Annotated in this window: 14 protein-coding genes; 3 read left to right on the forward strand and 11 right to left on the reverse strand. The window is 70.1% G+C overall.

Features of this window, described 5'->3' with window-relative positions; translation table 11 throughout:
• Nucleotides 1-78: 78 nt before the first annotated feature.
• From K7G19_RS11770 to K7G19_RS11790, 5 genes are all read right to left on the reverse strand, one after another.
• Nucleotides 79-807 (reverse strand): membrane integrity-associated transporter subunit PqiC, encoded by a 729-nt coding sequence (locus tag K7G19_RS11770; RefSeq protein WP_226107375.1) that lies wholly within the window; start codon nt 805-807, stop codon nt 79-81.
• Nucleotides 804-2453 carry an intermembrane transport protein PqiB gene (locus K7G19_RS11775; RefSeq protein WP_226107377.1) on the reverse strand — a complete coding sequence of 550 codons (1650 nt, stop codon included), beginning with the start codon at nt 2451-2453 and terminating at the stop codon, nt 804-806. Before K7G19_RS11775 ends, K7G19_RS11770 begins: the two co-directional genes overlap by 4 nt.
• A 130-nt stretch (nt 2454-2583) precedes the next feature.
• The gene (locus tag K7G19_RS11780) at nt 2584-3399 is read right to left on the reverse strand and encodes a paraquat-inducible protein A (protein WP_226107379.1); all 816 of its coding nucleotides are present in this window, start codon (nt 3397-3399) and stop codon (nt 2584-2586) included.
• Nucleotides 3396-4055: a paraquat-inducible protein A gene (locus K7G19_RS11785; RefSeq protein ID WP_149317106.1), complete on the reverse strand. Its 660-nt coding sequence runs from the start codon at nt 4053-4055 to the stop codon at nt 3396-3398. The genes K7G19_RS11780 and K7G19_RS11785 overlap by 4 nt, the downstream gene beginning before the upstream one ends.
• A 221-nt stretch (nt 4056-4276) precedes the next feature.
• On the reverse strand, nt 4277-4699 hold the full coding sequence (locus K7G19_RS11790; protein ID WP_149316881.1) for an Lrp/AsnC family transcriptional regulator: 423 nt from the start codon (nt 4697-4699) through the stop codon (nt 4277-4279).
• Nucleotides 4700-4908: 209 nt separating this feature from the next.
• On the opposite strand from K7G19_RS11790, the gene K7G19_RS11795 reads away from it, so the two are divergent.
• Complete coding sequence (locus tag K7G19_RS11795) at nt 4909-5817, forward strand: arginine deiminase-related protein (RefSeq protein ID WP_226107381.1); 909 nt, start codon at nt 4909-4911, stop codon at nt 5815-5817.
• A gap of 55 nt (nt 5818-5872) precedes the next feature.
• The gene (locus K7G19_RS11800; protein ID WP_226107676.1) at nt 5873-6958 is read left to right on the forward strand and encodes an ornithine cyclodeaminase; all 1086 of its coding nucleotides are present in this window, start codon (nt 5873-5875) and stop codon (nt 6956-6958) included.
• A gap of 176 nt (nt 6959-7134) precedes the next feature.
• Here the strand turns inward: K7G19_RS11800 and K7G19_RS11805 are convergent, their stop codons facing one another.
• The 5 genes from K7G19_RS11805 to K7G19_RS11825 all read right to left on the reverse strand — a co-directional run bounded on the left by K7G19_RS11805 (nt 7135) and on the right by K7G19_RS11825 (nt 13565).
• Nucleotides 7135-7506: a hypothetical protein gene (locus tag K7G19_RS11805; RefSeq protein ID WP_149316883.1), complete on the reverse strand. Its 372-nt coding sequence runs from the start codon at nt 7504-7506 to the stop codon at nt 7135-7137.
• Between the two features lie 186 nt (nt 7507-7692).
• Nucleotides 7693-9021, reverse strand: a complete 1329-nt coding sequence (locus tag K7G19_RS11810) for a sigma-54 dependent transcriptional regulator (protein WP_226107383.1) — start codon at nt 9019-9021, stop codon at nt 7693-7695.
• On the reverse strand, nt 9002-11026 hold the full coding sequence (locus K7G19_RS11815) for an ATP-binding protein (protein ID WP_226107385.1): 2025 nt from the start codon (nt 11024-11026) through the stop codon (nt 9002-9004). The genes K7G19_RS11810 and K7G19_RS11815 overlap by 20 nt, the downstream gene beginning before the upstream one ends.
• 179 nt (nt 11027-11205) lie before the next feature.
• A complete protein-coding gene (locus tag K7G19_RS11820) occupies nt 11206-12516 on the reverse strand; it encodes a dicarboxylate/amino acid:cation symporter (protein ID WP_149316885.1) in 1311 nt (436 codons plus the stop codon).
• A 536-nt stretch (nt 12517-13052) separates the two neighbouring features.
• Nucleotides 13053-13565: a cupin domain-containing protein gene (locus tag K7G19_RS11825; protein ID WP_226107387.1), complete on the reverse strand. Its 513-nt coding sequence runs from the start codon at nt 13563-13565 to the stop codon at nt 13053-13055.
• Between the two features lie 330 nt (nt 13566-13895).
• On the opposite strand from K7G19_RS11825, the gene K7G19_RS11830 reads away from it, so the two are divergent.
• The gene (locus tag K7G19_RS11830) at nt 13896-15689 is read left to right on the forward strand and encodes a hypothetical protein (protein WP_226107389.1); all 1794 of its coding nucleotides are present in this window, start codon (nt 13896-13898) and stop codon (nt 15687-15689) included.
• A gap of 160 nt (nt 15690-15849) precedes the next feature.
• Here the strand turns inward: K7G19_RS11830 and K7G19_RS11835 are convergent, their stop codons facing one another.
• Complete coding sequence (locus tag K7G19_RS11835; RefSeq protein ID WP_226107392.1) at nt 15850-19365, reverse strand: diguanylate cyclase; 3516 nt, start codon at nt 19363-19365, stop codon at nt 15850-15852.
• Nucleotides 19366-19801 lie beyond the last annotated feature (436 nt).

Raw genomic sequence — 19801 nt, forward strand, 5'->3', positions numbered from 1 at the left:
GGTGCCGGAGCCGCTGAAAGTCCAGATAGGCTGAAGCGCCTGGCGACCCTGGAGGCTGGCGCTGACGGCGCCGACGCGCTAAGGCTTGCCGCTGACCGTCGCCGGCTCCGTCCGCAACGACGCCACGCCGGCCGCGATCTGCGTGGCGGTGTCGGCCACCACCTGCCGCATCGCCGCGACCACGCCGGCGACGTCGTCGCCGCTGCCCGTGGCGGGCAGTTCGGCCTGCGTGCGTCCGGCCAGCGTGCGGCCATCGGGCAGGCGGCGCACGGTCCAGTTGACGGTGGCGCCGACCCGCGTGCCGGGCTGCGCATCGAGCCGCACCACCTCGGTGGTGATGCGGTACAGCGGCTGCACGCCGCTCAAGCCCTGCTGATAGACATCGACCGCGCCCAGCACGATCTGCAGGCGCTGCGACAGCGCATCGCGCCACTCGTCGGGCAGCGGCGCCGACCAGCGCGCCATGTCGAGCGGGGTCACGCGGCCGTCGGCTCCGCCGATCACGATCTGCTGGCGATTGAGCCGTTCCGGCACGCGCGCCGGCGCGACCTCGATCCACAGCGGCTGGCTGGCGGCGCTTGTGCCCGTGCCTGTGCCCGTGCCTGTGCCCGTGGGCGAACTGGTGCCGCTCACCACCGCGGTGGCGGGCATCGCCGCGCCGGCCGCAGCGGCCTCGCCGCCGTGCGCCAGCGTGTAGTAGCGCGGCTCCGACGACGACGCGCAGCCGCCGAGCAGCAGGGCGCCGGCGCAGGCCGTGGCAAACGTCGCGGCCCGCAGCCGGCGGGACAGGATAAGCGAGCCCTTCATCGTTGAGTCTCCGTCTTGCCGCGCAGCAGCGCTTCGGGATGGCGTTCGAGGTAGTCGGTCAGCGTGCGCAGCGAGATCGCGGTGCGCGTCAGTTCCTGGAGCATGCGGCGCGTGTCCTGCTGCAGCGGCGCGTCCGAGGCCAGCGTGCCGTTGGCCGACTGGATCGTGCGGCGCGCGTCCTGCAGGGCCGCCAGCACCTCGGGCGCGACGTCGCCCTGCAGCTGCGCGACCAGCTTGTCCGCGCTGGCCAGCGTCGTGTTCAGCTGCGCCACCGTCTTGCGCAGATCCTGGCCGATCTCATCGAACGGCACCTTCTCGATCTTGCCGACGATGCTGCCGAGCTTGGCCTGCAGTTCGTCGAGCGCGCCGGGCATGGTCGGCAGCTCGGCGATCGCGGTATCGGCCGGCGGCTTGACCGCCTTGGCGTTGGGGAAGAAGTCGAGCGCCACGTACAGCTGGCCGGTCAGCAGGTTGCCGGTGCGCAGCTGCGCGCGCAGGCCGCGCTGGATCAGGCCCAGCATCAGCTGGCGGGCGCGCTCGCGGTCGGCAAGGTCGCGCTCGCGGAAGCCCATCCGCGGCGGATAGAGCTCGACCACCACCGGCAGCCGGAACGACTTGGTCTCGCGCACGTAATCGATGCCGATCGAGCGCACCTGGCCGACCACCACGCCGCGGAAGTCCACCGGCGCGCCGGGCGCCAGGCCCCGTACCGATTGCTCGAAGTTCAGCACCGCCAGCGTCGGCGCCAGTTCCTCGGGCTCCTTCATCGCGTCGGCCTGGTCGCCCGCCAGCAGGAACTGGGTGTTCTCCTTGGCGGCCTCGGTCACGTTCGAGTTCGGCGGCGCCTGGAAGGCGACTCCGCCGAGCAGCATCGTCACCAGCGACTGCGTATTGAGCTTGAAGCCGCCCGCATCGAGCTTCAGGTCGACGCCGCTGGCATGCCAGAAGCGCGTGTCTGCGGTGACCAGTTCGTCGTAGGGCTTGTTGATGAAGACCCGCAGCGTGATGTCGCGGCCGGCCGGTTCGAGCTGATAGGCGACCACCTGGCCGACCTGCACGCGCCGGTAGTAGACCGGCGAGCCGATGTCGAGCGAACCCAGGTCCGCGGCGCGCAGCACGAACTGCTTGCCGGACGAGTCGGTGGTGACCACCGGCGGGGTTTCCAGGCCGACGAACTCGCGCTGGCTTTCCTCGGACTTGCCGGCGTCGACGCCGACATAGGAGCCGGACAGCAGCGTCTCCAGTCCCGATACGCCGCTGACGGCCAGCCGCGGCCGCACCACCCAGAAACGCGTGTCCTTGACCGCGAAGTTGTCCGCGTCCTTGGTCAGGTCGATCGTCGCGACCACATGCGAGCGGTCGGGCGCCAGCCGCACCGACTTGACGAGGCCGATATCGACGTCCTTGTAGCGCACCGGCGTCTTGCCCGGAGCCAGCCCCTCCGCGGTGCGGAAGGTGACCTGGATCTCGGGGCCGCGCTGCGACAGCGTATGGAACAGCAGCGACAGCCCGACCACGGCGGCGACGATGGGAATCAGCCAGACCACCGATGGCAGCCAGCGCGCGCGGCGCCGGCGCGCCGGCTCGCCGGGCTGTGGCGGCCGCGCGGGCGGAGGAGAGGAGGAAAGGTTGTCCGGATCGGGCATCGATAAAAGTCCAGCGTACGTCGGTGTTCGGTATGGGTGATCGGATCGGTGTTCGGTATCGGATCGGTATCGGTATCGGTATCGGTATCGGTCGGTATCGGTATCGATGTTCGGCAGCCGTCGCGGCGGCTCAGTCGTTCGCCCGTGCCGAAGCCGGGGCGGCGCCTCCGGGCGCCTCGCGTTGCGCGTGGCCGGCCGCGCGGCCATGCGCGTGGTCCTCCGCGTGGTCGTGCGCATCCCACAGCAGGCGCGGGTCGAACGACAGCGAGGCCAGCATGGTCAGCACCACCACCATGCCGAACGCCGCCGCGCCGGTGCCCGGGTCGACCTGGGCCAGCGCGCCGGCACGCACCAGCGAGGCCAGCAGCGCCACCACGAAGATATCGAGCATCGACCAGCGGCCGATCAGCTCGACCAGCCCATACAGCTTCGTCTGTTGCCGCAGCCGCCAGGTCGAGCGCAGATGCACCGACAGCAGCAGGAAGGTCAGGATCATCATCTTCAGCAGCGGCACCACGATGCTGGCGATCAGCACCACGATGGCGAGCATGCGCGAGCCCGACAACCACAGATAGATGATCCCCGACAGGATCGTGTCCTCCTGCGTGCCGAGGATCGAGCGGGTGATCATGATCGGCAGCACGTTGGCCGGTATGTACAGGATGTAGGCCGCCAGCAGGAAGGCCCAGGTCCGCGTCAGGCTGGCCGGCTTGCGATGGTGCAGCGTCGCGCCGCAGCGGCGGCACGGCTGGCCCTCCTGGTCGATCGGGCTGAGCGCGTCGCAGGCGTGGCAGGACAGCAGGCCCATCGACGTCGCGGTCGGCACCTCCGGCAGCGGCGTGCGTTCGTCGTCGTCGGCGAGCTCCTGCACGACGCCGGCGACCACCTCGCGCGAGCGGCGCAGCGCGCGCTGGCGCACCGAGGGTTTGGGATCGCGGGGATTCATCGCTGCGCCTCCCCCTGGCGCCGCTCGGCATGGCGCCACAGGTCGCGCGGATCGTAGGTCAGCATCGTCGCCAGCACGATCACCAGCGCACCGAACGACCACAGCGCGATGCCAGGCAGCACCTGGGCCATTGTCGAGAGCTTCACCAGCGTGACCAGCACGCCCATCATGAAGACCTCGAGCATGCCCCACGGGCGGGTCTGGCGGATGCCGCGCATGATGCGTTCGAAGCCCGGGGGGACGGTGCCGCGCATCAGCGGCACCAGCAGATAGGCCATCATCAGCATCTCGGCCAGCGGGAACACGATGGTGGTGGCGAACACCAGCACTGCCACCAGCGTCATGTTGTCGGCCTGCAGCGCCTGGACGGCGCCCCATAGCGTGGTGCGCGTGCGCACGCCCTGCAGGTCCATCTCGACGATGGGATAGGCGTTCGACACGATGAACAGGATCAGCGCGGTCAGCACCAGCGGCAGCAGCCGCCGGTAGGCGCGCCGGCTCTCGTGGTACAGCTCGCCGCCGCAGCGCAGGCACTGCGCGCGTTCGCCGGGGCCGAGCACGAGGCGGCGGTAGACCGCGTCGCAATACTCGCAGGCCACCAGCCGGTCCAGCTCGGCGCGGTCGGTGACGGCAGGGCCCGGCGGGACCCGCTCCATCGACTTTTCAACCGGATTGCCGGACGTCATTCGAACAGATCTCCAACTACCCGCATTGGGAGCGGGAAACACGTCAATATATCGGAATTTCAGTATGTGTCTTTGGGATCACGAAAGTGAGACTTCGCCGCTGGATGGCGAACGCTGCTTTCCTTCGCTGTCCGCCAATCACCCCGGCAGGGGTCAATGGCAATCGCCATCCCCTTGACCTTCGACCGCCCTCACAGCTTGTAGGTCGACAGCAGGATGCTGGTCTCCGTCGCCGCAATCCCCTCGATCAGCCGGATCCGGTCCAGCGTCCGGTCGAACGCCTCCAGCGTGTCCGCGCGCAGTTCCGCGATGATGTCCCAGCGCCCGTTGGTCGTATGCAGCGTCTGCACGTTCGGCTCGCCGCGCAGGGCCTGCAATACCTTGCCGATGCGGTTGCCTTCCACCGAGATCGTCGTCAGCGCGCGGATGCGGTGCGGCTCCGCCTCGGGCTTGAGCCGCACGGTGTAGCCGACGATCACGCCCGCCTCCTGCAGCTTGTCGATCCGGTTCTGCACGGTCGCGCGCGACAGCCGCAGCGCCTTGGCCAGCGCGGTGGTCGGCGTGCGCGCATTGTCGCGCAGCAGTGCCAGCAGTTGGCGGTCGATATCGTCCATGGCGGCTCGCAGGTCTCGCGGCGGATGGCTTGAAAAACGCCGGCCCATGCCGGCTCGCAGGTTCCCGGCGGATGGCTTGGCAAAACGCCGGCCCATGCCGGCATTCTGTCATAGGGACCGCGCTTTTTGCGCAGTTTGTGCGCTATCCGCTGGCACGCGTGTGCACCACAATCCATTCCGACAATAACCCGAACCGGAAGGAGCGCGGCGTGATCACCGAACCCACCATCCTGCTTGTCGAGCCGACCCACTACGACGTGTCGTACAGCATCAATCCGTGGATGGATCCGCTGCGCTGGGCCGCCGATCCGCAGGGCATGCATCGGGGCGCGCTGCGCGCGTTCGCCGATCTGCGCGACGCGCTTGAAGCGGCCGGCTTCGCGGTCGAGGTCGCCGCGGGCGAGCCCGGCCTGCCCGACATGGTGTTTCCTGCCAATGCCGCGGTGGTGCTCGACGGCCGCGCGCTGCTGGCGCGCTTTCGCTACCCGCAGCGGCAGGGCGAGGAAGCGCCGTTCGCGCGCCTGTTCGCCGGGCTGCGCGAGCGTGGCCTGCTCGACGAGGTGGCGACGCTGGCCGACGGCTGCTACCAGGAGGGCGCGGGCGACTGCATCTGGGACGCGGTGCGCGGCCACTTCTGGGCCGGCTTCGGGCCGCGTTCCGCCCGCTGCGCGGCCGATGCGGTCGGCGCCTATTTCGGACGCGAAGTGGTCGCCCTGGAGCTCGCCACCGCGCAGAGCTACCACCTCGACGTCTGCTTCTGCCCGCTGGCCGGCGGCGAAATTTTGTACTACCCGCCGGCCTTCACCGAGGCCTCGCTGCGCGAGCTGCACGCGCGGCTGCCGGCCAGCCAGCGCATCGAGGCCAGCGCCGACGACCTGCGGCATTTCAGCGTCAACGCCGTCAATCTGCACGACCGCATCGTGATGGCGCGCACCACGCCTCGCCTGCGCGATGCGCTCGGCAAGCGCGGCTATCGCGTGCAGGAGGTCGATCTCGCGCCGTTCATGCTTTCCGGCGGCGGCGCGTATTGCATGACGCTGCGGCTCGATCGCAGCAGCGGGGCGCGCCAAGGGATCGAGCAAGCGCCCGGCGGCCGGGCCAGCGTCGCGGCGGCCTGACCGTACCGACGGCGCCAGGGCCATGGCTTCAGCACAGAACCACAAGGAGACGACGATGAAGGAGACCGCGATGACCCGCTTCCTGGACGCGACGGCGGTGGCGGCCCTGGTGCGCAGCATCGGCGTGCAGACCGCGCTGCGGCAGCTGGCCGAGCACGTGCGGCAGGACTTCCTGCGCTGGCAGCGCTTCGAGAAGTCCGCGCGGCTGGCCAGCCATTCGCCGATCGGCGTGATCGAGCTGATGCCGGTCACCGACGGCGAACAGTACGCGTTCAAATACGTCAACGGCCATCCGCGCAACGCCGCGCACGCGATGCCGACGGTGATGGCGTTCGGCGCGCTGGCCGAGGTATCGACCGGCTTTCCGCTGCTGCTGGCCGACATGACGCTGGCGACCGCCTTGCGCACCGCGGCGACATCCGCAGTCGCGGCCAGGGCGATGGCCCCGCACGGCACCACCGCGATGGCGCTGATCGGCAATGGCGCACAGGCCGAATTCCAGGTGCTGGCCTTCCACGCGATGCTTGGCGTGCGCGAGATCCGCGCCTACGACGTGGACCCGGCGGCGACCGCCAAGCTGCAGCGCAATCTGGCCGGCCTGACCGAAGCGGGCGAACTGCGCATCGTGCCGATGGCGTCGATCGACGAGGCGCTGGCCGGCGCGCACATCGTGTCGACGGTGACCGCCGACAAGACTCGCGCCACCATCCTGCGCGACGAGCAGATCGCGCCCGGCGTGCATATCAACGCGGTCGGCGGCGACTGCCCCGGCAAGACCGAACTCGACCCGGCGCTGTTGCGGCGCGCACGCGTCGCGGTCGAATACGAGCCGCAGTCGCGGCTGGAAGGCGAGATCCAGCAGATGCCGGCGGACTTCCCGGTCATCGAGCTGTGGCGAATCCTGAATGGCGAGGTGCCGGGCCGCACCGCGGTCGAGGACGTGACGCTGTTCGATTCGGTGGGCTTCGCGCTGGAAGACTATTCGACGCTGCGCTGGCTGCACGCCGCCGCCTGCGCGCGGCACGCGGGGCGCTATGTGGAGCTGGTGGCGACGCCCGACGATACGCGGGATCTATATGGCTGGCTGATGCGGCAGGACGAAGCCGACGGCGCGCCGGTCACGCGGCGGGCGGCCGCTTGAGGGAGCCGCGCCAACGACCTGGCTGAGCGACCGGGCTGAGCGACCGGGCTAAGCGACCGGGGTGAGCGGCGCGGCTGGGCGACTCGACTGAGCGGCTTGACTGGGCTGCTTGACTGGGCTGCTTGACTGAGCGTCTTGACTGGGCGACCGGCCCGAGCGCAAGCGCCGCCCGCGGTTCAGATCCACACCGCCGGATGGCGCATCAATCGCTGCACCCGCACGAAGGCTTCGACTTCGTCGTCGGTCGGCGCCTTCAGGAACACCATGATGCCCCAGCGCTGCAAGGTCTCCGCCATGCCGCGCGCAGCCTCGTCGGGCGCCACGACGGCGAACAGCACATGGCGCGCCGTGCAGAACGACTGCAGCTTCTCCAGCGGCTCGAGGTCGCTCTCGCGCAGGCGCTCGACCTGGCACAGCACCAGCGTCGGGTGCGAATCGCCGGCGCCCATATAGGTGATCAGGGTCGCCTTGCCGCGCGTCAGCACGGTCCTCTCGAACGGCGACCGGTGGCTCGACATGCCGGCGCAGGATCTGGGATCGGGCTTCATCGCGTGGCTTCCTGGCAGGGAACGGGCCGGGCCGGCCGCCGTGCGGCCGCTCCGGGCATGGCGCCGAGAATCGTGGCCGCGGCGCTTTTGCGCTGAGTATCCCTGTTGCGGTGGCCGCCGCTCTGTTCGCTAGCCGACAGAGGGCGCGGGCCCGGGCGGGGGCTGCCGGCGGCTGCCGACGGCGGCTTACAGCCCGTACTTCCTGACCTTGTCGAACAACGTCGTCTTGGCCACCCCCAACGCCTCACTAGCCCGGCTAAGGTTTCCCTCATGCCGGCGCAGCGCATCCGCAATCAATGCCCGCTCGAATTGCTCCACCGCCTGCGCCAGCGGCAATAGGGCCGGTTCCTCGGTGCCCTGTTCGGGATTGCAGCCCAGGCCCAGGACATGCCGCTCGGCCAGGTTGCGCAGCTCGCGCACATTGCCGGGCCACGGATAGGCGACCAGCCGTGCGAGTTCGGCGGGGGAGGCGGGACGCGCGTCGCGCTCGAAGCGCAGCGCCGCCTGCGCGACGAAGTGGTCGAACAGCAGCGGCACGTCCTCGCGCCGCTCGCGCAGCGGCGGCAGTTCCAGCGTGATCACGTTGAGCCGGTAGTAGAGGTCGGCGCGGAACTGGCCGGCGTCGGCCAGGGCCTTGAGGTCGGCCTTGGTCGCCGCGACCACGCGGGCGTCCACCGGCACCGGCGTATTGGAGCCGAGCCGTTCGACCACGCGCTCCTGGAGCACGCGCAGCAGCTTGATCTGCATCGACATCGGCATGCTCTCGATTTCGTCGAGGAACAGCGTGCCGCCCTCGGCGTGTTCGATCTTGCCGATGCGGCGCTTGGCGGCGCCGGTGAAGGAGCCGGCCTCGTGACCGAAGATTTCGCTCTCGAACAGCTGCTCCGGCAGCCCGCCGCAGTTGATCGGCACGAAGTTGCGCGCGTGGCGGGTGCTGGCGTCGTGCAAGCAGCGCGCCACCAGTTCCTTGCCGGTGCCGGTCTCGCCGTGGATCAGCACATTGGCGCTGGTGTCGGCAAGTTCGGCGATCAGGCGGCGCAGCCGTTCCATCGCCGGCGACACGCCGATCAGCCGCGCCTCGAGCCGTTCGCGGCCGGCCAACCGGTCGCGCAGTTCGGCGACCTCGAGTGCAAGGCGGCGCTGCTCCAGCGCGCGGCGCGCGACCTCGACCAGCCGCTCGGGGGCAAAGGGCTTTTCCAGGAAGTCGTAGGCGCCTTGCTTCATCGCCTGCACCGCCAGGCCGACGTCGCCATGGCCGGTGATCATCACCACCGGCAGCGCGGCGTCGCGGGCCTTGAGCTGCGCCAGCAGCGCCATGCCGTCGATGCCGGGCAGGCGGATGTCGCTGACGACGATGCCGGGGAAGTGCGGCGCCACCGTCTGCAGCGCGGCCTCGGCCGTGCCGACGGCGCGCGTGGCGATGCCTTCGAGGCGCAGCGCCTGTTCGCAGCCCAGCCGGACGTCGGCGTCGTCCTCGACGATCAGTACCGACAGGTCATTGAGTTTGGGCGCCATTGTGTGTCTCCTTGCCGGCCATCCGCAGCACCATCGTGAAGCAGGCGCCGCCGTCGGGATGATTGCTGGCGACCAGCGTGCCGCCGTATTCGTCCAGGATGCCGGCTGACAGCGTCAGGCCGAGGCCCAGACCCTGTCCCGCCGGCTTGGTGGTGAAGAAGGGTTCGAACAGCCGCGCGAACGCTTCCTCGGACAGGCCCGGGCCGTTGTCGCGGACGGTGCAGCGGACCATGCCTTCGGCCACCGCGGCGCGCAGCTCGAGACGGGCCGGCTGGGCACCTTGCGCCGGGCCGGCCGCCATCGCGTCGAGCGCATTGCCGATCAGGTTGACCAGCACCTGTTCGAGCCGATTGGGATCGCAGGCGACCGCCAGCGTGCGGTCGACATCGCGCACGATCTGCGGCTGCACCGCCTGCACGCGCGTCTCCAGCAGGAACAGCGCGTTGTCGATCGCATCGGCCAGCAGCGCGCTGCCCTTGCCGTTGCGGCCGGGCTTGCGGGCGAAGGACTTGAGCGCGCCGGTGATGCGGCCCATCTTTTCGACCAGGCCGATGATGGTGCCGAGGTTCGCCTGCGCGGTGGCCAGGTCGCCGCGCGCAAGGAATTTCTGGGTGTTGCCCGACAGCGTGCGCAGCGCGGCCAGCGGCTGGTTCAGCTCGTGCGCGATGCCGGTCGACATCTGTCCGACTGCCGCCAGCTTGCCGGCCTGCAGCAGACCGTCCTGGGCCTGGCGCAGTTCGCGCTCGGTGCGGATGCGCTCGGCGATCTCGGTCTGCAGCAGATGGTTGGCGCTGGTCAGGTCGGCGGTGCGTTCGGCGACCTTGCGTTCGAGTTCGCTGTTGGCGGCCTCGAGCGCGGCGCGCGCGGCCAGCCGCTCGCTGACGATGCGCCGGCGCACGTTCCAGGCGGCACCGAGCAGCAGCACGAAGGCGGTCAGCACCCCGCACAGGGCGGCGGTGTTCAGCGCAGCCATACGGGCCTGCGAGGTATCGGTCAGCAGCGTCAGCTGCCATTCGGTGCCGGGCAGCATCGCGTTCTGCTCGAGCATCGACGGGCCGCGGCGCATGCGCACCAGCGCGTCGCCGTTGTTCATCGCCCGCACGCGGGTGAACTCCAGCAGGTCCAGCGGTGCGCGGTTGTACTGCAGGCTACGGTTCAGCCGCTCGCGCTGCGCGGCGCTCAGCGGCCGGCGCGCGCGCAGCTTCCACGACGGCTCGGAGGCGAGGATCACCACGCCGTTCTCGTCGGACAGCAGCATCTGCATGTCGGCGCTCTGCCAGCGCTGCTCCAGCGGCTCGAGGCCGACCTTGACCACCGCGACGCCGCTGGGCCGCTGGCCGTTGCCATTGCCCAGGGGCGCCGACAGGTAGTAGCCCGATTCATCGCGCGTGGTGCCGACGCCGTAGAAGCGTCCCAACTGGCCGTCGATGGCGGCCTGGAAGTAGGGGCGGAAGCTCAGGTCTTCGCCCAGATAGCTGTCGGGGCGCTGCCAGTTGCTGGTGGCGCGCACGCGTCCCTGGCGGTCGAGCACGAACACGGCCAGCGTGCCGGCGCGCGCATTGACCGCGGCCAGGTGCGCGTTGGCCGCGGCGACGCGGGCGGAATCCTCGGGCCGCGCCAGCAGCGAGCTGATCTCGTCGTCCAGCGACAGCAGGCTCGGCACGAAGTCGTAGCGCGCCAGTTCGCTCGACAGCGCCTGGCCGTAGAGCCGCAGCTGCACCTGGCCGCGCTCGGCCTGGCGGGCCAGCGCGGCGTCGAAGGTATAGCGGTAGCCCAGCCAGCCGGCCAGGCCCACCAGCCCGGCCAGCGCCAGCAACGCGAGCAGCTGCGCGGCGGCGGCCAGTCCGCGCTCGCGGTGGGGCGGACGATGGTGCGCAGGGCGGGCCGGGCGGGAGAGGACGGCAGCAGCGGTGGCAGCGGCGGTGCCGACAGCAGCGGCGGCAGGGCCGGAACGGGGCAAAGACACGGCGGAAGACTGGCGGTTCGGCATGGCGGTTATCTGCATGCGCTCTCTTTTATCACACCCGGTGAGCCGGCCCGGACGCCGGCTTCGGCTTCGTTCCCCGGCTTCTTCTTCCGCTTCCGGAGCGCGATGGGGAGAGGGCAAAACCCCCGAATGAAAAAGGCCCGGCCGCCGGATTGGCGGTCGGGCCCCTGGCACGCCCCGTGGAGCAGGCAGGGAGGCTACTTGCTCGCCAGGACCTGGACGGGTGCCAGGTCGGTAGCGCCGTCTTCAGCGGTGTCGTCCGCTTCTTCCGGCACCGGCGCGCCGATCGCGCCTTCGCTTTTGGCGACGACGGTCGTGGCAATGGCGTTACCGAGCACGTTGGTGACGGTGCGGCCCATATCGAGAACATGGTCGATGCCCAGCACCAGCAGGATGCCGGCCTCCGGCAGGCCGAACATCGGCAGCACGGCGGCGACCACCACCAGCGAGGCGCGCGGCACGCCGGCGATGCCCTTGCTGGTGACCAGCAGCACCAGCAGCATGGTGATCTGCTGGGTCAGCGTCAGCTCGATGCCATAGACCTGCGCGACGAACAGCGCCGCGAACGAGGTGTACATGATCGAGCCGTCGAGGTTGAACGAGTAGCCGAGCGGCAGCACGAAGTTGGTGATGCGCTCCTTGACGCCGAAGCGGGTCAGCTGGTCGATCACCTTCGGATAGGCCGACTCGCTGCTGGCGGTGGCGAAGCCGATCATCAGCGGCGCGCGCAGCGTCTTGAGCAGGCGGAACACGTCGCGGCCGAGGAACAGATAGCCGCCGAAGATCAGCGCGACCCACAGCAGCGCCAGCGCCAGATACAGGCTGCCGAGCAGCTTGGCGTAGACCGTCAGCACGCCCAGGCCCTCGGCGGTGATCACCGCGGCGATGGCGCCGAACACGCCGACCGGGGCGAACGCCATCACATAGTTGGTGACCTTCAGCATCACCTTGGCCAGGCCATCGATCGCCGCCAGCAGCGGCTTGCCCGGACCGTCCTTGACGGCGCCCAGCGCGAAGCCGAAGAACAGCGAGAACACCACGATCTGCAGGATTTCGTTGTTGGCCATCGCCTCGGCGATGCTCTTCGGGAACATGTGGGTGACGAAGTCGCGCAGGTTCAGCGCGCCCGTCTTCAGGTTGGAGGTGGCGTCGGCCGGCGGCAGCGGCAGGTTCATGCCATGGCCGGGCGTCAGCAGATTGGCCATCACCAGGCCGAGCAGCAGCGAGGTCACCGACGCGATCACGAACCAGCCCATCGCCTTCAGGCCGATGCGGCCGACCGCCTTGCCGTCGCCCATGCTGGCGATGCCGCTGACCAGCGTGGCGAACACCAGCGGGCCGATGATCATCTTGATCATCCGCAGGAACACGTCGGTCAGGATCGACAGATGGCCGGCGATCGATTTGGCCGCGGCGGCATCGGGCGCGAGGTGGTGCGCGGTGGTGCCGGCCAGCAGGCCGAGCAGCATGGCGAACAGGATCAGGGTGGGCAGTCGGTTCAGTTTCATCGTGATTCAAACCTGGGGCGTCCGGCGCGGGCCGGACAGCTTGGGAAACGAAAGACGCGCAAGGCGGCGTACCGCCCCGCACAGCTCGACGGACGCCGGAGCGCCCGTGCGGCGACGCGGGCCGGCTTCAGGTCAGCCGGCGGGGACGCAATCGGGGGCGCTGTGTGGGCCGGGCGGGCGGGGTGGGGGCTGCCATGTCGTTTCCTCCATCGTTGTGGCGCAGCCGGGGGCGGCGGCGCTATAGATGGGGGGCCTAGTTCGCACGAGGCGTGCCAGCTTTGCCAGGCTGACAGCAGCCTGCAAGTGATTGAAACGAAAGGGAAAAGTTTCGCGCGCTGGCGGCCGCGTTCGGATTTCCGAGCGGGCGTGATGTGGGCGTGTTCGGATTTCCGAACGGCGGACGGGAGATGGCCTGGTCCTCAGGTCCGCAGGTCCTCAGTGCTCCGCGTGCTCCGTACTCAAGGTGCTTCAAGGTGCTCAAGGTGCCCGGGTGCTCCGGGCCCCAAATCCCCCGGTCGCGCAGGACCTGCAGGCCCTCAAGGCGCCGACGACATCCCGGCGTCCCGGCCGCCGCGCGGTTCCGGGCCGCTGTCCGACCTCAGCGCCCGGGCACGTTCGAGCAGCCGATCCAGGGCCCGCGTCGCCAGCCTCAGCGGCCACGGCACCTCGCGGCGGCAGAAGGCGATCTTGCGCACATGGCGGTCGACCTCCCACAGCCAGGTCGTGTGCGCCGGGAAATGTCCGACGTCGCCGGCCCGCAGCGTGCGCACCTGTCCGCCTGGGCTGGTCACCCGCACCTCGCCGTCGAGGATCAGCACGGTCTCCTCGACGCTGAAGCGCCAGGCGAACGCGCCGGCGCTGCATTCCCACAGATGGGTCGACGCCAGTCCGTCGCGCGCCATCGCATGGGTCGCGGCGCGCGCATGCGGCCGGCCGGCGCGCACCCAGCCCGGTTCGATCGGGCAGTCCTCGAGCGTCATCGCCTCGATGCGGCTGAACATGCCTTCGATGCGGGCGTCGGGTGCGTGGGCGGGCCTGCGTGGCGGCATGGCGCGGTCTCCTGTCTTTTCCGGTAGCGCGGATGGGCCCAGCGGGCGTGGTCCCAGCGTAGCGAGGCCGCACTTCCGGTCTCTGTGCGTTCACGCACGATGCCATCCCACCTTTGCGGATCAAGATCGAGGTGAGGTCCTTCCGATTCGCTTGCCCGGAAACTAAAGAAGCACGCATTCCGCGTGACTTTTGCAGTTGCACACGTCGTACATTCCCGCCATCCCGAATTCGATAGTGCGCCGCACCATACGGTGCGTCGGTCTTGTGTCTGCAGTGTATTTGCGATGTGTCGCCAGCAGCGCCTGGCGGCCGTTGCGGGGACGACCATCATGCCTACGACTGCCTTTGCACCTTCCTTCACGGGTTTGCCGCTGACGGCCCCATTGCCGCAGGGGCCGCTGCAAGGACCGTTGCGGCAAGGACCGTTGCCGCCGCCTGCGGCCGCCGGCAAGGTCGGCGCCGACGCCGCGGTGCTCGCCGGCGTGGCGTGCCGCATCACCGCCGACAAGGCCACCAAGCCGATCGGCCGGCTCGGCAAGACCGAATGCGTGCTCTATCCGTTCTGGGGGCTGCTGGCCGCCGCGCTGACTGGCGTGCGCGGCGCGCAACTGCCCGCCATGCTGCGCGATGTTCCGAGCGCCGGCATCCTCGCCACGTGCAGCTTTCGGATCGGAATCGCGATGCCGGTGCTGGCGGCGCTGGAGGCTGGCGTGGCGATCGCACGATTCGTCAAGGTGGTGCGCAAGCGCGGCCGTCTGGACGCGCGGCTCCGGGATACCGCCGCCGACCACACCCGGTGCGAAGCGGCGCTGCGTCAGCGGCTGGCTTCGCGGACCGAGGCGGCGCTGCCCGCCGAGCGCGCGGTGCGGCGGCAGCAGCGGCAGGCGCTGCGCGACGACGGCAGCCTCGACGCCTTCCTGCTGTATCGCCATTCGCGCGCGGAGCGCGGCGACAACGACGGCAAGCTGTTCAGCAGCGGCCTGACGCTGGCGCGCGACGCCGTCGTGCAGGGCGTCGCCGCCTCGTCCGGTGTGCTGCAGGTGCTCAGCCGGATGCTTCCCACCGTGGCAGCCGCGCTGCCGTGGACCGGCATCGCGGGATGCGCGGCGTCGGTGGCCATGTCGACGGCCCAAATCGTCACCGGTGTCATGCAGTGGCGAGACTCGGCCAGGCAGCGCGCGGCCTTGCATCAGCGGCGCGAGGTCCTGCGGCGTTCGCCGCTGGCCGCCGCCCTGGCTGACCTGGAGCGCCACGGCGCTGCGGCCACCGTCTGCAAGGCGCAGCCGCTGTCCCCGCGGCGGCAGCGCATCGTCGGCGAGGCCGACCCCGCCCAACTGCGGCAGACCGCGGACTTCTATCGCACCGTGATGCAGTACTGCGACAGCCAGATCGGCGAGGCGATCGAGTCCGCGAACAAGGATGTGCGCAAGGCCGGCCTGCGCATCGCGTACGGTGCCGGCACGCTGGGCGTCAACGGCGCCGTGCTCGGACTGACGGTGGCCGCGTTGACCACCGTGACCGCGGCTACCGCGGGCACGGGGCTGATGGTGGTGGGCGGGGTGCTGGGGCTGTGCTGGCTCGGTTTCGCGGTCTACCGGATGGTGAAATGGGTCAAGAGCCGGCGCGCGCTGCGGGACGCCGCACTGACGGCCCGGCAGGTGCTGACGCCCGCCGCCGGCAACGACGCCGCCGCCTCCAAGGCGATCGCCGCGGCCTGCGCGCAGCTCGATGCCGGCAACGCGGCCGATCACCGCCATCTGATCGCGGCACGCGTGATGCAGCATCTGCAGGCGCGCGGTTCCGCGCAGGCGCTGGCCGAGCGCAGCCTGGCACGCGCGCTGATGCGCACCCTCGGTGCGGATGCCGAAGTAGTGGCCGCGATCGAGTCCGCGCAGACGCCTGAGCAATGCCGGCTGGCAATCAAGCTGGTGCTGCGTCATCTCGACGGCCGCTGCATCGATCCGGGGCGCGAGCAGGAGGCTGTCTCGACGCGCGATGCCGATGGCGCGTCGGAGCCGCCGGGGGAGGCGCCGGACGATGCGCAGCGTGACGTGCAAAGCGATGTGCGCGACGACCGCGTGCCGCTGTTGCACCGGATGGCCGCCACCGCCAGTGCGAGCTGATCAGGCCGGGCCGGCAGCGGCGATCTGCGGCGATCGTCCGCGACCGCGCCGCGAGCCTGCCGCGAGCCCGGCGGGACCCCACGGCGAAACTGCGGCGACACCGCGGCGACACCGCGGCCAAACCGCGGCCAAACCGCGGCCAAACCGCGGCGAGCCGTCGCTACCGCGACTGCCGCTGCGCCGTCTCGCCTGGCACGCTGCCCGCGCAGCGCGCCAGGTAGTCCTCCAGCGGCATCGGCCGGCCGATCGCATAGCCCTGCGCATAGTCGACGCCGATCTCGCGCAGCACGTCCAGCGTGGCTTCGTCCTCGACCGATTCGGCCACGGTGCGGATGCCCAGCCGATGGCCGATGTCGTTGATCGAACTGACGATTTCCCGATCCACGGCGCTCGCGGCCAGATGCCGGATGAAGCTGCCGTCGATCTTCAGGTAGTCGACAGGGAACTGCTTCAGATAGGCGAACGACGACAGGCCGGCGCCGAAGTCGTCCAGCGCCATGGTGCAGCCGGCCTTGCGCATGTCGGCGACCAGCCGGTTGGCCGCGGCCATGTTGTTGATCAGCGCGGTCTCGGTGATCTCCAGCCGGATGCGGCTGGCCGGCAGCACCGAGTTCGACAGCTCGGCATGCAGGAACGGCAGCAGGAAGGGCTCGCCCAGCGAATTGGCCGACAGGTTGATCGACACCGACAGCCCGGGCACCGCCAGCAGCCGTGCGCCGAAATCGCGCAGCACGTGCTGGATGACCCAGCGGTCGACATGGCCCATCAGGTCGTAGCGCTCGGCCGCCGGGATGAAGGCGCCGGGCATCACCAGGCTGCCGTGCTCATCGACCATGCGCACCAGGATCTCGATATGGGTCGGAGGGGAGGACGCAGCCGGCGATGCGGACGCAGATGCGGATGCCGATGCGGACGCCGATGCCGGCATCGATGCGGACGCCGATGCAGAGGACGATGCTGTCGTCGATGCAGGCGGCGTGCCCCCGGCCTCCGGCGCCAGCGCGCGAATCTCCTGTGCGAACAGCCGGAAGCGGTTGGCCTCCAGCGCCGAGTGGATGCCCGCGGCCACCTGCAGCTCCCGATGGTGACGGCGCGCATCGCTTTCGTCGCGGCGATAGACCGAGACGCGATTGCGGCCCGCCGCCTTGGCGGCGTAGCAGGCCACGTCGGCGCGGCTCATCAGCTCGCCCAGCGGTGGCGCCTCGCGATCGATCGCCGTGATGCCGACGCTCGCGCCGACGTCGTAGACGCGGCCTTCCCACGGAAAACGCCGCGCTCGGATCGCATCGATGACCTTCAGGCAGACGCGCTCGCCCTGGTCCACCGAGCAGTTGCGCAGCAGCAGTGCGAACTCGTCGCCGCCCAGGCGCGCCAGCAGATCGCCCGGACGCACCTGGCTGCGGATCACGTGTCCCAGCTCGCGCAGCAGCACGTCGCCGGCCGCGTGGCCAGCCGTATCGTTGACGATCTTGAATCGGTCCAGATCGATGAAGCACAGCGCATGCTGCTGTTCGAACTCGCGCGCCGACTCGCAGGCCTCGCGCAGGCGCTGCTCGAACCAGATCCGGTTGGGCAGCCCGGTCAGCGCGTCATGCATCGCCGAATGCGCGAGCTTGCGCTGCAGCGCGCGTGCGGTGGTGATGTCCTGGAACACCAGCACCGCGCCGATCACGTCGCCGCGCGGCGTCAGTACCGGCGCGGCGGAATCCTGCACGTCGTGGCGCTCGCCATGGCGGCTGATCAGTACCGCGCCGTCTTCGAGATAGACCGGCCGCAGCGTCTGCAGGCACTTGGCGACCGGGCAGGCAATCGGCTGGCCGGTGGTCTCGTCGACCACGTGGAAGACCGTGGCGAGCGGCCGGCCGTCGGCCTCGGCCATGGTCCAGCCCGTCAGCTGCTCGGCGATCGGATTGATGAAGGTGATGCGCAGCGCGGCATCGGTGCAGATCACCGCATCGCCGATCGATCGCAGCGTGATATGCAGCCGCTCCTTCTCCTCGAACAGCGCCTCGGTCAGCCGATGGTGCTCGGTGATGTCCCAGTTGGTGCCGACCATCGACAGGGCCGTGCCATCGTCGGCGCGCGAAACCACCGCCATCGCGCGGATATGCCGAACCTCGCCGTCGGGCCGCACGATCCGGTACTGCGTGTCGAAGGGCTGCGTGCCCTTGACCGCCTGGCGCATTTCGTGGCGCGCGCGCACCACGTCGTCGGCATGCACCATCGCGATCCAGCCGTCCAGGTCCGGTGCGCCGCCAGCGGCCTCGGTGCCGTGCAGCGCGTGCATGCGGCGGTCCCATGACAGCGTGCCGGCGGCGATGTCCCATTCCCAGATGCCGACCCGGCCCGCTTCGACGGCCAGCTCGGTGCGCCGCGACAGCGCTTCGAGCCGCTGCTGCGCGAGCTTGTGTTCATGGACGTCCTCGACCTGCGCGATGAAATGCAGCGGCGCGCCGGTGGCCTCGTCGCGCACCAGCGATACCGCCAGCAGCGTCCAGATGAAGTTCCCGTCCTTGCGGCGGTAGCGCTTCTCCATCCGGTAGCTGTCGGTCTGGCCGGCCACCAGCCGTTCGAGCTGCGCCAGGTCGGCGGCGAGGTCGTCCGGGTGCGTGATGTCCTGGAAGGCGATGCGGCTCAGCTCGGCCGCGCTGTAGCCGAACAGCTCGCACATCGCGCGATTGACCTGCTGCCAGCGGCCGTCGAGGCTGACCAGCGCCATGCCGATCGCCGAATGCTGCATCGCCTGGCGGAAGCGCCGTTCGCTGCCGCGCAGCTCGCTGCGGTCGCGGCGATTCTGCTCGCTCAGGTAGGCGATGCAGACCGGGAACACCAGGATCAGGCTGGTCGACAGCTTCATCGCATGGGTCAGGAATGCCGGCGCGTCGACCAGGCCCGCCTGTGCCGCGGCCAGTCCGAGCATCACCGTGACCAGCATCGACAGCAGCGTCAGCAATGCGGTGGTGAAGGGGTTGGTGAACAGCGCGGCGACCACCAGCGGCAGCGACAGCACGCCGAAGGGGTCGTGGGTCTGCAGCACCGACAGGCCGCCGACCGAGGCGGTCAACAGCAGCAGCCCGGCCACGCGCGGCAGGCGTGCGCGGGAAAAGGTCTCCCGCAGGCGCTCGCGCGAGTAGGTGACCGACAGCGGCACCAGCATCAGCATGCCGATCGCATCGGCGCTCCACCAGGTCGACCAGATGTCGCCGATGGGCCGGCCATAGGCGGCGGAGATGGCCGCGGCGCCGATGGTGGCGCCGATCACGGGCGCCAGCGTGCAGGTCGCCCCCAGCATCAGCGCGAAGCGGGCCAGCGGCACCGCGCTGGCCCGGCCGATCCCGCCGCTGATGCTCGGCGCCAGCCACGCGACGAACAGGATCTCGGCGATATTGGATGCGCCCAGCACCAGCGCCAGCCACCAGGGGTCGCCGAACATCGCATTGGCGGCCACGCCCGACACCAGCATGCCTGCCAGCATCCAGGCGCGCTCGCGCGGCCGCTGGTGCAGCGCCACGCCGGCGCCGAACGCGGTGGCCAGCCAGACGATGGCCGCATTGCCGGGATAGCGCGTCAGCGCGATGCCGGCGATCGCCAGCAGGAAGAACAGCGCGGACGCAAGCGATACGCGCTGCCAGCGAGGCAGGGCGGGCAGGGGCGGGGCTTCCTGAGCGGACGTCATGGGAAGGTGTGTTGGCGCATGGCGTGGTGCCGGCGACGGGCGGACAAGGTGCGGGGCCAGGAGGCATCCCGTGCCATCCGGCGCGGTGCCGGGCAACGGGGGGCCATGCCGGACGCGGGACCGGCAGCATCGGGCGACTATAGCGTCGGCACGATGTCGGCCAAGCGCCGATAAGGCGCAAAGTCGGGGCGCATTTGGGGATGGCGTTCGGCGGCGTTTTGAGGTAGGGGCCGGCGCGGGATGGAGGCGGTAGGGCGGTGGTAGGGCGGCGGTAGCGCGTTGGAATAGCGGCGGGATGGCGTTGGAATAGCGGCGGGATGGCGGTGGAATGGCGGTGGAATGGCGGCGGTAGTGCTGCGGTATTGCGGCGATTACCTTGCAGGTCATCGCATTGCGCGCGGCCAGCGACGATGATGAAGCCATCGCAACCGCCATT

Source organism: Cupriavidus sp. DB3 (genome assembly GCF_020418465.1).
GTDB lineage: Bacteria > Pseudomonadota > Gammaproteobacteria > Burkholderiales > Burkholderiaceae > Cupriavidus > Cupriavidus cauae.